At 65.4% G+C, this 13,030-nt stretch carries 11 protein-coding genes; 3 read left to right on the top strand and 8 right to left on the bottom strand.

From position 1 onward, the window contains the following. Positions 1–116: 116 nt before the first annotated feature. The 3 genes from AC1DY5_RS20700 to AC1DY5_RS20710 all read right to left on the bottom strand — a co-directional run bounded on the left by AC1DY5_RS20700 (position 117) and on the right by AC1DY5_RS20710 (position 3,433). Positions 117–893, bottom strand: a complete 777-nt coding sequence (locus tag AC1DY5_RS20700; protein WP_478114360.1) for an enoyl-CoA hydratase/isomerase family protein — start codon at positions 891–893, stop codon at positions 117–119. A 609-nt stretch (positions 894–1,502) separates the two neighbouring features. Further along, positions 1,503–2,273, bottom strand: coding sequence for an alpha/beta hydrolase (locus AC1DY5_RS20705; RefSeq protein WP_478114342.1), 771 nt, complete (start codon positions 2,271–2,273; stop codon positions 1,503–1,505). Positions 2,274–2,446: 173 nt separating this feature from the next. Then, the gene (locus AC1DY5_RS20710) at positions 2,447–3,433 is read right to left on the bottom strand and encodes a Bug family tripartite tricarboxylate transporter substrate binding protein (protein ID WP_478114344.1); all 987 of its coding nucleotides are present in this window, start codon (positions 3,431–3,433) and stop codon (positions 2,447–2,449) included. An 87-nt stretch (positions 3,434–3,520) separates the two neighbouring features. Here AC1DY5_RS20710 and AC1DY5_RS20715 point away from each other — a divergent pair, with 87 nt between their 5' ends. After that, the gene (locus tag AC1DY5_RS20715; RefSeq protein ID WP_478114346.1) at positions 3,521–4,546 is read left to right on the top strand and encodes an AraC family transcriptional regulator; all 1,026 of its coding nucleotides are present in this window, start codon (positions 3,521–3,523) and stop codon (positions 4,544–4,546) included. A 277-nt stretch (positions 4,547–4,823) separates the two neighbouring features. Here the strand turns inward: AC1DY5_RS20715 and AC1DY5_RS20720 are convergent, their stop codons facing one another. From AC1DY5_RS20720 to AC1DY5_RS20740, 5 genes are all read right to left on the bottom strand, one after another. Beyond that, entirely contained in the window at positions 4,824–6,680 is a 1,857-nt protein-coding gene (locus AC1DY5_RS20720; protein ID WP_478114348.1) for a dipeptide ABC transporter ATP-binding protein, read from the bottom strand. A gap of 1 nt (position 6,681) precedes the next feature. After that, on the bottom strand, positions 6,682–7,596 hold the full coding sequence (locus AC1DY5_RS20725; RefSeq protein WP_478114349.1) for an ABC transporter permease: 915 nt from the start codon (positions 7,594–7,596) through the stop codon (positions 6,682–6,684). After that, positions 7,593–8,609, bottom strand: a complete 1,017-nt coding sequence (locus AC1DY5_RS20730) for an ABC transporter permease (protein ID WP_478114351.1) — start codon at positions 8,607–8,609, stop codon at positions 7,593–7,595. Before AC1DY5_RS20730 ends, AC1DY5_RS20725 begins: the two co-directional genes overlap by 4 nt. A gap of 43 nt (positions 8,610–8,652) precedes the next feature. Further along, positions 8,653–10,242, bottom strand: coding sequence for an ABC transporter substrate-binding protein (locus AC1DY5_RS20735; RefSeq protein WP_478114353.1), 1,590 nt, complete (start codon positions 10,240–10,242; stop codon positions 8,653–8,655). 88 nt (positions 10,243–10,330) lie between these two features. Next, positions 10,331–11,167, bottom strand: coding sequence for a GntR family transcriptional regulator (locus tag AC1DY5_RS20740; RefSeq protein ID WP_478114355.1), 837 nt, complete (start codon positions 11,165–11,167; stop codon positions 10,331–10,333). A 122-nt stretch (positions 11,168–11,289) separates the two neighbouring features. On the opposite strand from AC1DY5_RS20740, the gene AC1DY5_RS20745 reads away from it, so the two are divergent. Further along, a complete protein-coding gene (locus AC1DY5_RS20745; protein ID WP_478114357.1) occupies positions 11,290–12,045 on the top strand; it encodes an HpcH/HpaI aldolase family protein in 756 nt (251 codons plus the stop codon). Positions 12,046–12,071: 26 nt separating this feature from the next. After that, positions 12,072–13,030 (top strand): FAD-binding oxidoreductase (locus AC1DY5_RS20750; protein ID WP_478114358.1); only part of this gene is annotated, 959 nt, incomplete at its 3' end.

The raw sequence follows: 13,030 nt of genomic DNA on the forward strand, positions 1-13,030 counted from the left end.
GGCAGGCCCAGCGCCGAGAGCCCGAGCGATGCACCGGCCAGCAGCATCCCGCGCCGGGTCGGATACAGGTGGCCTTGCACGCTGGGAGGCATGCGTGAATCAGCAGCCGCCATGGCTCAGTGTCCCGTGAAGACCGGGGTGCGCTTCTCCGCAAAAGCGCGCTGCGCTTCCTTGGCGTCATCTGTCTTGCCGATCAGCGCTGTCATGTCCTGTTCGTAGCGATAGCCGTCGCGCAAGCTCATGTCCTCGATCACGTTCAGCGTGTGCTTGCCCATGCGCGTCGACACCGGGCTCTTGGACGCGATAGTGGCCGCGATCTCCAGCGCCTTGGGCATCAGGTCCTCCGGCGTCGTGCATTCTTCAATGACGCCAAGGCGATAGAGCTCCGCACCCGGCACGCGCATGCCAGTCAACATCATGCGACGCAGGCGAGAATGGCTGAACAAACGCATCGCGTGACGGCAGCCGCCGAGCAGCCCCACGTCGACTTCGGGCAAGCCGAGCGATGCCTTTTCCGATGCGATCAGGATGTCGCTGGAGGCGGCCATCGCTACACCGGAGCCCAACGCGGCGCCATTGATCGCACAGATCACTGGCTTGGCGCACTCCCGGATCGCATGGAAGCATTCACGCGTGCGGCGCGAATGCGCGGGTAGGTCGCCTGGCCCCTTGATGACCGACGCGCGGCCCTTGAGGTCGGCACCGGCACAGAACACCTTTCCAGCGCCGGTCAGCACGACCACGCGCACTTCGTCCATCTCGGAGATGCGGTCGAGCGCCAGCGTGAGTTCGTCGTTGAGCGTGCGCGTGAGCGCATTCACCGGCGGGCTGTTGAGTGTGAGGGTGGCTACAAAGTTGTTCAGCTCGTAGTTGAGTTGGGTCAGGTCGTTCATGGTCTCCGTTTCCGGCGCGAAGCGCGCTCGTCTTGCTCGGTGTTGCCAGTTTAGTGACGGGCCTGCCCCGAAGAAGCCATCGCTCCCACAGAGCTGGTATGCGCTTTTCAGCAAGTCACATGCCGGCAGAACGGCGGGGGCGCGCTGTCCGGCGCCAAAAAACTGGTACAGCCATGTATGCCAGAGGACGACGACCGGTTTCACTGCTTTGCCGACCTTCCGGGAAACACACCTTGAATGACGGCAGAGGGCCCGGACTACCACTCCGGCGACGTGAAGCGGCCGTTCGATCGGGCTTCAATACTGGGATGGCGCAGTCGGTGAGCGGGTAGAGCTAGCTCCGAGCTAGCTCGGGCGATGTCTGTAATACCTTGGAACCGGTCGTAGATTCTGAGATCCTCGCGGCGCCTGAATGACCGCACTCGGCGTCACAGCGTGAGTTCGCCGAGCGGCGGGGAACGACAGCAACCGCTGCGCTGCTGCCATCCAGCGGTCGACGGCGACCGGCAGGACCAGCCCAAAGCCATCTTTCAAGTTGGCTGGGCCGTTGGCTGTGGCGCGGCGCAGTGCCGCTCATCGAACATTGCGAGAACAACTAAGCCTCATTTATCAAAGCGCGAGTCTTGGCGAGAATCGATTCAACCACTTTGCAGCTCGMTCGAGCGCCAGCGTCGCGGCATCAAGCCGGTACTTGATGAAGCCGTGAGGCATGCCTTCGAACACCTCGAGCGTCACACTCACATCCTCCGCTGACGCGCGTTCCGCGAGTTCTGACGCCTCGCTGAGCAGCGCCTCGTTTCCACCCACTTGAATGAGCAAGGGCGGCAGCGTGTCGAATCGGCCGAAGAGAGGCGAGGCGAGCGGGTCCCGCAAGTCCGAGTTGCCCATGTAGAGTTCCACCAGTTGGCGGCCCATCGGGCGGGTCGCGATGTCGTTCGTTGCGTTGGTGTCCCAGCTTTCGCCGGACTGGGTCATGTCGAAGAATGGGCTGATCGCGACCAGCGCTGCTGGTAGCGGACTACTCACCTCACGCAGGCGCATCGCGGCCGCCACGACGATTCCGCCACCCGCCGATTCCCCGGCCAGCAGCAAGGGGTCGGCGTCGGCATTGCCCAGGGCACGGCAAACAGCGACGGCGTCTTCCACAGGCGCTGGGAATGGATGTTCCGGCGCCTGCCGGTAGTCCACCGAAAAGCACCGCATGCCGGTGCGTGCGGCAAGTTCCGCCGCGTTCGAGCGGCCCAGCGCCAGGCTGCCTCGCACGTAGCCCCCGCCGTGGAAGAACACAAGCGTGCCGGCGCGCATCGTCGTCTCGGGCGAGAGCCATTCGCCGGGAACTCCATCAATCACGTCCGGCTGCGGACGCAGCCCATCGGCCACGCCGCGAACGAATGGCATCGACAACAGACGCTCGGTGGCGGCTCGCATCGCGGCAACGTTTCCGCTTTCGCGGTAGGCGCTTCCGAACTGGACGTTCTTTACCATGGCCTGGGTGAACGCCAGGTCGCTGGTCGAGGCAGGGTGGTCATGTCGTACCAGCATTTTGGGTCTCCTCAATCCAGCTTCACGCCAAGGGCGCGAATCTGCTGTTGCACTTGTGGACGCTTGCGTGCCAGAAATTCGCGGAATTGAGCGGGCGTGCTGGTCACGGCGTCATAGCCATTGGGCTCGAGCACTTTCTGGCGGAATTCCGCGCTCCTTAGCACGGTCGCGAAGTCCGCCTGCAACCGGGTCTGGATCGCGTCGGGTGTGCCGGCGGGCACCGCCAGTCCAACGAAGGTGCGCACGTCCACTTGTGGGAAGCCTGCCTCTGTGAATGTTGGCACCGAAGGCATGATCTTTTGGCGTTCGGCGCCGCTGATGGCCAGCATGCGCAGCCGGCCGTCGGCCGCGTATGGCGCGGCGATCTGCGTGCTGCCCATGGCTGCGTCGATCGTGCCGCCAAGGATGTCCTGAATCACTTGGGGCGTCCCCTTGTAGGGCACATGGGTGATCTGTATGCCCGTGGCCTGCCGCAGGCTTTCCATGCCAAGGTGAAGGGCCGTGCCTGCGCCGGTCGACGCGTAGTTGTACTTGCCGGGCTCCTTCTTCATGAGCGCCACGAATTCCGCCATGTCGCGCGCCGGCAGGTTGCCGTTCACGATCAGGCCAAACTGAATGTCGTAAAGCTGGGAGACGGGCACCAAGTCACGCAGCGGGTCGTACGGCATCTTGGAAAAAAGATAGGCGTTGTTCGCGAAGGTGGACTCGGTGCCGATGAACAAGGTATAGCCGTCGGCCGGCGCCTTTGCGACGAGGTCGGCCGCAATGATCTCATTGGCGCCCGGCCGCGGGTCGACCAGCACCGGCTGCTTCCACATTGCAGACAGACGCTCGGCGAGCACGCGGGTGGATGCATCCACTGGACCGCCGGGATAGGGGTGGACGATTCTGACCGGACGTGACGGGTAGTCCTGCGCGAGCGCGCTTGCGGCCATGAGGGCTGCGGACATGGCGAGCAGCAAGCGCCGTCCCATGGCGTAGGCAATAAAGCTAGTCATCCTGTTGGCTCCTGTCATGACATCAGTGTGCTGGGAGACGGTTAGAGTGACTTGACATTTCGTGCCACATTGCTGACATTCTGTGCCATGCTTGGCGCTTCCTCTTCACGAAAGCCGTTGTTTGTGCGCAGCGCCATCCTCGTCGGCTATGAGAGCCTGGCTCGCGGCTGCGGGCTTGACCCGCCCGGAATGCTGCGGCAGGTCGGTCTTACGCTCAGCGATGCGCGTCAGCCGGAGCGGCAGCTGCGTGCGGCGAAGGTTTTCCGCTTGCTCGAACTCTCTGCGAAGGAGGCGGGCCGACCCGATTTCGGGCTCATGCTGCCGGAACGCCGGCGCCTTTCCTATCTGGGCGACCTCGGCTTGCGCATGCGCGAGCAGCCAACGGTGCGCTCCGCGCTGCAAGATATGGCTGCGCATCTGAATTTCCACAGCACCTGCGTCGACTTGAGTCTGGAAGAAGCTCCGGGCTGGGCCGAGTTCCGTATGGTCGTCGATCCCGACGGCGAGCCTGAAATTCGCCAGGGCGCGGAGGCGGCCCTGGCGGGCATGCTGCACTTGCTGAGGCTCTTTCTTGGAAGTACCTGGCGGCCACTGCACGCCCAGTTCATCCACCCCAGGCCGAAGGACATCACCACCCACAGTTGGCTCTTCGAATGTCCCTTGACCTTCTCCGCTCCATGGAACGCAGTGGGCTTGCGCATCGCCGACCTGGATCGCGAGATTCCATTGGCAGACGCCGGGTTCAATGGGCTAACCGGAGTTGTGCACCAGGCACGCATGTCTGCCGCGCTGGACGCCGCGCGGGTGCGGCAGGCCATTCTCGCGGCACTACCGACAGGCCATTGCTCCGCCGAGAACGTTGCGGCGTCGTCGGGCGTGCACCGACGCACACTGCACCGGATTCTTCAGCGTGAAGGTTTGACGTATGACTCACTGCTGCAGCAAGTTCGTCGCCAGCTGGGGAGACAGTATCTCTTGGGCCAGATGCCGGTGGCCGACATCGCCGCGTGGCTGGGGTTTGGGGACGCCACGGCGTTCAGCAGGTGGTGCCGTCGACATTTGGGAGGCAGTCCGCGGGCACTGCGATCCAGCCGAACTGAAGCTTCCGTATGAACAAGAACAGAGACGCACGTCGCTCTGGCTAGATCTAGGCGATCTGGTCCGCTCACGGTGCGGCGAAACAGTTAATTTGCATGGGTCGCCAATGTCCGCAACTGGCGGACAGTCTTAGTTCAATCTCCAGGCTGGAACGCGTGCTCCAGACTGGTTGCTGACATCCATGTCGACCGGCTGGAGGGCTGCTCTCCGCTCCGAAACGAGTATCTGATCATCCAGCAACTTGGCACTCAGACCTTTGCGTCTACGGTGCGTCGGAACCAGCCGGACTCTCTCACTGCGTTATTAGCGCAGGCGGCCAGGCGACCGATGGGTCCGCCGGCGGCACGGATGCGAGCAGCGAGCGCGTGTAGGGATGCCGTGGGCTGGAAAATACCGTCTCGGTCTGGCCCTCCTCAACGACGTCGCCACGCTGCATGACGATCACGCGCGAGCACAGGTAGCGAACGACCGACAGGTCGTGCGAGATCAGCACCAGCGCGATGCCGTGGCGCCGCCCCAGTTCGATCAGCAGGTTCAGGACCTGGGCCTGCACCGACACGTCGAGCCCGGAAACGATTTCGTCCGCCACCAACAGTTTGGGCATCACACACAAAGCCCGACCGATGTTCACGCGCTGCTTCTGCCCGCCCGAAAGCTGACTTGGAAAGCGCGTGAGCGCGTCCTCCGGCATTCCGACGTCGTTCAGCAGCTGGCGGGCATGCTGCTCGCGCGGGTTGCGCTCGAGCTTCGCCGCCATCTGGTCGGACTCGTAGGCCTGGGTCAGGAGCCGGAACACCGAGCGGCGCGGGTTCAGCGCGGAGTGTGGGTCTTGGAAGATCATCTGCACTTGCTCGCGCGTGAGCCGCAGGGCGTGGGCGTTCGACCGTTCCTGCCCTTCCACCAGTAGCCGGCCGCTGGTGAGCGACTCGGCGCCGACGATCAGGCGTGCCACCGAACTTTTGCCGCTGCCGCTTTCCCCCACGATGCCGACGAACTCGCCGGGCTGCACCTTCAGCGAGAGCCGGTTGACAGCTACGTTGTGCACCTTGCGCCGACCCAGCAAGCCCCGGCGCGCGGTGTAACGCAGCGTCGCGTCCTGGAGTTCCACCAGCGGCGGCGCAGCGGGGTCGCCGCTCGGCGCTTTCCAAGCCCCACTGCGGCTGTCGTCGGCGGGCGCATGGTTCGCCGTGAGTTCCCGAGGCGCGATGCAGCGGACCCAGTGCCCGGCGGCCTGCTCGACCAGGGCGGGCGGCTGCTGCGTGCAGGCAGGCTGCCGCTGCGGGCAGCGCGCGGCGAAGCGACAGCCCGCGATGGCACCCAGCGCCGCGACGCCCGGCATCTGGCCGCCGAGGGTCGGCAGCAGGCGCTGCGGCCCATGCACGTCGGGCGTGGCGTGGTCCAGCGCCCAGGTGTAGTGGTGGCGCGAGCGGCGCAGCACTTCGCGCGCGGGTCCGTATTCGACCTGCTCGCCCGCGTAGAACACGGCGATGTCGTCGCACACGTGGGCCGCCAGCCGCAGGTCGTGCGTGATCAGCAGCATCGCCGTGTGGTGAATGCGCCTCTGCTCGGCAAGCAGCTGCAGCACGTTGGCCTGGCTGACGACGTCCAGCGCGGTGGTCGGCTCGTCGGCCACGATGAGCGCCGGGTTGGCCACGAAAGCCATCGCGATCAGCACGCGCTGGCATTGGCCGCCCGAGAGTTCGTGCGGGTAGCGCTCGGCCAACTCGTTGGGCTTCGGCAGATGCACCGATTCCAACTGCTGCAGCATCAGAAGCTGCCGCCCTCTGGGCGGCACGCCCAGGTGCGCAAGGTGCTCGTCGAAGGTCTGGGCGATGGTCAGCACCGGGTTCAACGCGGTCAGCGGTTCCTGCGGCACGAAAGCAATGCGCCGGCCGAGCAGTTGGCGCCAAGTCTTGGTGTCTAGCGTCAGCAGGTCCAGGCCGTCGAACTTGATGTCGCCGCGCGTGATCTCGAAGCCAGCCGGGGTGTGGCCGGCGATCACACGGCCGATCATGCTCTTGCCGGCGCCGGACTCGCCTACCAGCCCGAGGACCTTGCCGCGTTCCAGCGTCAGCGAGACGTCGCGCAACAAGTCGACCTTCGCGCCGCCGAGGCGGGCCGTCAATGTGAGATTGGAGATGCTGAGCATGTCATTCGCTGCGCAGGCGCAGCCGCGGGTCCAGCGCGACTCGGACACCGTCGCCGAAGAGGTTGCAGCCCAGCACCGTGAGGATGATGCAGGCGACCGGCACCAGCATCACCCAGGCGGCGCTCTGCATGTCGGTGCGGCCGTCCGCCAGCATCTGCCCCCAGGTGGTGACCTGCGCCGGCACCGAAAGGCCGATAAAGGACAGCGTCGCCTCCACCACGATGGCGATGCCCATCTCGATGGAGAACAGCGTGATCATCAGCGGCACTACCGCCGGCAGCACCTCGCGCAGCATGGTGCGTAGATGGCTGAAGCCCAGCAACTGAGCCGCCAGCACATAGTCGCGGCGGCGGGTGACCAGCACGTCGGCTCGGATCACGCGGCAGAAGCGCGTCCAGTCCACCAGCACCACCGCCAGGATCACCTTGTCCACGCCTGTGCCGAGGCCGACCAGCAGGATCAGCGACAGCACCACGGGTGGGAACGACATCCAAAGGTCGACCACGTAGCTGATGCCGCGATCCACCACGCCGCCGAAGTAGCCCCCCAGCATTGCCAGGGTGCTTCCGAGCAGCATCGAGCCCAGCGCCGCGACGACGGCCACGGTCAAGGCCACGCGCGAACCGTAGATGGCGCGTGACAGCACACAGCGACCCAGGCCGTCGGTCCCGAGGGGGAAAGCGGCGTCGCCCCCCGACGCCCACATCGGCGGCGTCAGCATGTGCAGCAGGTCCTGTTCCAGTGGGTCGTGCGGCGCCACCCAGGGCGCGAACACGGCCAACAACAGCACCACCAGAAGAATGCCCCCGCCCACCCACACACGCGGCTGGCGACCCAACTGGCGCAACGCGCCGCGGGTGACGGAAACGGAGACGGCAGTCGGGGCCGGCGAGGTCATCATGGCAGTCGCGGTCATAGCGTTCTCAGTCGCGGGTTCAACACGGCATACAGAACGTCGACGATCACCGTGATCGCCAGCATCAGCACGCAGAAGATCAGGGCAATGCCCTGGATCAATGGCAGGTCGTTGCCCTTCACTGCCTGCACCATCAGGTTCCCAACGCCAGGGAAGCCGAAGATCATTTCCACCAGCAATGCGCCGCCGAACAGGAAGCCGAACTGCACGCCGATCATGGTGATCGTGGGCAGCGCCGCGTTCTTCAGCATGTGGCGCCACACGATGCGCGTTTCCGACAGCCCGCGCAGCCGTGCCGCTTCCACGTAGGGCTCGCTTGCGGCGTCGATCAGGCTGGAGCGCAGCACTCGGATCACCAGCGGCGCGAAGCCCAGGGCCAGGGCCAGCGCCGGCAGCAGCAGGTGCGACAGCGCCGTGAGCCAGGCATCGAAGCGCCCTACCAGCAGAAGGTCGATGACGGCGAAGCCGGTGATGTCGGGCAGCACAACGCCTTCTCCGACCCGCCCGCTGAAGGGCAGCACGGGCCACAGCACGCCGAAAGCCAGGATCAGCAACAGACTCCAGAGGAAGGAAGGGATCGACTGCATCAACGCCACCGCGAGGTCCGCGACGGTTTCGCGCCGGCGCTGGTAGAGCGCGTAGGCCAAGACGCCGCCCGGCACGCTGATCAGAAGCGCAAGCAGCAGGCCGGCCAGCGTCAGCTCCAGCGTCGCTGGCAGCGAGGACAGCATCAGGTGGGCGACCGGTTGGCGGAAGTTGATCGAGGTGCCCAGGTTGCCGTTGAATGCCTGCCACAGCCAGATGAGGAATTGCTGCGGCACGGGCTTGTCGAAACCGAGCTGCTCCCGCAGCACCGCGGCATCCGCTGGCGTGGCCGATGCAGGCAGCAGCATCGCCAGCGGATCCACCGGCAGCATGCGCAGCACGACGAACACCACCAGCGACAACAGCAGCAGGGTCGGGATGGCCAGCAGCAGCCGGCGCAGGACGATCGCGGAAATGATCTGGAACATGTTGTGGAACCTGCGCGCAGTCTGTCAGGGGGGCGAGGCCGGTTCAGCGGTACTTCATGTCAGCCGGCAGGATGTAGCCGTTGTCGAACAGGGTGGGCTGCAGCGCCGACGAATACGCCACGGTGGCCACGGCCTGCAGCAGCGGGATGGCCCAGGATTGTTGGGACGATTCGACGTTCAGAGCCTTGTAGCCGGCCATGCGCTTGGCCTCGTCGACTTCGGTCATCAGGGCATCGATGCGCGGGGCCAGCGACATGTCCTTCCAGGTCGAGAAGCGAAGACGCGGGTCGAAGATGCGGCCGGCATAGTTCTCCGGGTCACCGGTGCTGTTGACCCAGCTGTAGAGGAGGGGGCCCGCAAGCTTGCCGTTCTGGGCCGCCTCGACCAGCTTGGCCGGCGTGGTTTCCTCGATGGTGGCGTTGATGCCCACCGCTTTCCACATGCCAGTGATGGCGCGCGCCATGTCGTAGTCGTTCGGGAACACGCCGTTGGTGGACAGCAGCGTGAAGGACACCGGGTTAGAAGGGCTGAAGCCGGCGGCCTTCAGTTCGTCGATGGCCTTGTTCTTGTCGTAGGGGAAGTGGAAATCGGGCACGTAAGAGGGCGTGCCTTCGGGCGTCATGACCGACAGCGGCTTGGCGACGCTGCCGTAGAAAGCCTTGGAGAGTGCCGCCTTGTCGATGGACAGGTGCATGGCCGCACGCACGCGGTCGTTGTCCATCGGCTTCACGTAGTTGGGAATCCGGATCATGTAGACCTCGGAGACGGGATAGACCTTCGTCACGATGCCGGTTTTCGACGCCAGGCGCTGCACTTCGCGCATCGGTAGTTGCGTGGCTATACCGACCCGCCCGGACTCGGCCAGTGCGACGCGCGCCGAGCCTTCCGGCACGATCTGGAACACCACCTGCTTGATCGGGGGCGCGCCGCCCCAGTACTTGTCGAAGGCCTCCAGCACGATGCGCGAGCCGCGCTGGTGCTCCACCATCCGGTAGGGGCCGGCCCCGATCGGCTTGGCGTTGAAACCTTCGGGTCCCACCTTCTCCATGTAGGCTTTGGGCACCACGTAGACGGCAAGAAAGGCCAGGTAGATCGGAGCGGCCGGTGTCGACCGGTTGAACACGATCACGCCCTTGGTCGGCGAACTTACCTCGATGTCGCTCAAGGTGTTGAGCATGCCGCCGACCAGCAGCTTCTTGTCGGCCTTGGCGCGCTCGGCCAGGCTGTAGCGGACGTCGTCCATCGTCAGGCGCGTGCCGTCGTGGAACAGGATGTCGTCGCGCAGGGTGATCTCGAGGCGGGTGGCCTTGTTGTCGAGCCACTTCCACTCCTTCACCTGGCGCGGTTCGAGCTTCAACTGCGGCGAGTAGCGCAGCGGCGAATCGAAGACCGACTGATAAAGGTTCTGGATGTTGGGAATGGACAGCGCGTTCGGGTCCCACGTCGGCACGTCCACCGGGTAGGCGATCGCCAGGGTGGACTTGTCCACGGTCTGCGCGCCGGCCATCTGCCACGGCAGGAGCGAGCCCGCACCGGCAGCCAGTGCGCCGAGCAGCAGATGGCGTCGGGCCGGGTCCTGCAACGCCCGCTGGAGTTCGGCATCCTGGGGGCGCGGGAACTGGAAATCTGTCATGGTGCGTTTCTCTTCTGAGTGAAGGGGAGGGACGGGGAGTGAGAACTGTCGTGCAGCGGCGGTGCGTGGTGCGACCTATGGACGGAGTTCATGGCTTGCTCGTTTCGCTCAGGGCTGCGTAGGCGCTCTCTGCAGCCAGCACGAACCTGAACATGCTGTCATGGGCCGCGACCGAGTCGTGGCGTGAAAGGCTCGCGTACAGTTCCTGCAGCCCGGCGACCACGACCGGATGGATCCCGGGCCCACGCAAGGTGGACATCCGTACGGTCAGCACCTGGTCGGAGCAGCGCATGATCACCGCCGCCAGCCGCTTGTTGCGCACGGCGCCCAGCCAGGTCTCACGGAAATCCACGTTGGCGCGGAACAGGCGCGGGAAATCCTCCGAGGCCTGGGCGGCCTTGGCCTCACTCAGCGCTGCGCTCAACTGCGAGATGCCGGCCCGCGACAGGTCGCGGGCGGCGAGYGCTGCGGCACGCGGCTCCAGCAACTTGCGCAGCTCGAACACTTCCATCACGTCCTTCGGATCCAAGGTGGGGATGCGATAGCCGCGCGCGGTGCTGACCAGGACGCCCTCTGCCACGAGTTGCAGCAGGGCCTCGCGAACGGGCATACGCGACATGCCCAACTGCGCCGCGATCTCGAGATCCACCATGCGATCTTCCGGCGTTACAAGGCCAGTGCGCAGCCGGCTGCGCAGGGCGTCGTAGGCGATGGCGCTCAGGCTCTGGCGGCTCTGCGGCTGCGCTTCGGGCAAGTCCTTCAAAGGGGAAGTCGAGCGAGCCACGCTTATTTTCCGTATACGGTTTGATGTCGATTCGAAACCTGATTTTTGTTCTCGAACCGCCAGCAATGATTGCTGCAACGAGCGAGAAACGCGTTTGTCCCTCTGTAGAAGCCGCTTCCGTGCTTCGCCAGTGAGTTCCAATTTAGTTGAGGCTTAAAGGACATTGACTTTAATGTGGCACGAACAATATACTGTTGTCAACCGCTTTAACCATGACTCCTGGCCGCGGTGGCCGGGGCGAAAGCAGTGGAGCGCTTCTACCCATGAACTCGCAAGCACCACCCTTCCAGCACCCCTTCAAGCTTCGGCTGGAACGCGGCGCTGTTCTGCCCCTGGTGTGGTTGGCCCTCGGCAGCGCTGCGCTGGCCGAAATCGCTGCCCAGTCGGCGCCGGCCGCCATCGTGGTCGACCTCCAGCATGGGCTGTGGGAGCGCGGGCCGCTCGAGGCCGCCGCGGGCATCGCGGGGGCGCGCACTTCCGTCATCGCGCGTACGGCGGATTTTTCTGCGACGGCAGTCGGTGCTGCGTTCGATGCGGGCGTGGCCGCGGTCATGGCGCCGCTGGTCGAAAGCGCGGACGACGCGCGCGTCCTGGCCGGCGCCAGCCGCTACCCGCCGCAGGGCAGGCGCTCCGGCGGCGGCGTGCGGCCGCTGCTGGCCGGCATCGACAGCATGCTGGCCGTCAACCAGCACGTTGCTGTGGGCGCGATGATCGAGACCGCGCTGGGTGCGCAGAATGCCGAGGCGATCTGCGCCGTCGAAGGCATCGACTTCATCTTCATCGGCACCGGCGACCTGCAGTTGTCGATGCCGGATGCCAGCGCCGAGCAACTGAAGGCTTGCTGCGCGGGCATCCGTGACATCGCCCACCGGCAGGGCCTCCCCTGCGGCCTGTTCACCTCCGACGCTGTCGCCGCCCGGCAGGCGTTCGCCGAGGGCTACGAGTTGGCCGTTGTCGCCAATGACATCGGCCTCGCCGCACGTGGCTTCGCCGAGGCGATGCAGGCTGCCCGGTCCTGACCTTCCAGACGAAAGACCTTTCCAACATGAGCAATGAACAAGCCGTCGATGCCCTGGTCCAGGCGCTCGGCACCGATCTCGTAGCCACCGGACCAGCCATCCCTGACCGGCGCCACGGCGACTGGAGCGGCGTGCCGGCCAGTGTGCCGCGCGCTCTGATGCGGCCATACAGCACCGAGCAACTGGCGCGCATGCTGCATATCTGCAACGAGTTCGGGCAGCCAGTGGTTCCTCAGGGCGGGCTGACAGGCCTTGCTGGCGGCGCTTGCTGCGGTCCTGACGAAGTCGCGGTGAGCCTGGAGCGCATGAATGCAGTCGAAGAGGTCGATGCGATCTCCGGCACGCTCACCGCGCAGGCCGGCTGCACGCTGCAGGCGGTGCAGGAAGCCGCCGAGGCAGCCGGCTTCCTGTTCGCACTGGACCTGGGCGCGCGCGGTACCTGCACCATTGGCGGCAACCTTTCCACCAATGCCGGGGGCAACCGAGTCATCCGCTACGGCACCATGCGCGACCAGGTGCTGGGCATCGAGGCGGTGCTCGCCGACGGCAGCGTGGTCGGCGGCCTGCACAAGATGGTGAAGAACAACACCGGCTACGACTTCCGCCACCTTCTGGCCGGCGCCGAAGGCACGCTGGGCATCGTCACGCGCGTGGTGCTGAAGCTGCATCCGCAGCCGCGGTCGGTGTCCACCGCCTGGTGCGGCCTGCCGAACTACGAAGCGGTGACCACGCTGCTTCAGCGCGCGAAGGCGGAACTGCCCGGAGGCGTGTCGGCCTTCGAGGTGATGTGGCCCAGCTACCTCGACTTCATGATGGAGAAGGTCAAGGGTCTGCGCGCGCCGTTGCCGGGCCGTCACGCCATGAACGTGCTGATGGAAAGCGCAGGCGCCGACGATGTGCACCACCCGGCGGCCTTCGACGAGTTCCTGGCCCGCATGCTTGAAGAAGGCGTGATCGAGGATGCCGCCGTGGCGCGCTCCAGCAC

The organism is Variovorax sp. P4_D9, from assembly GCF_056401695.1.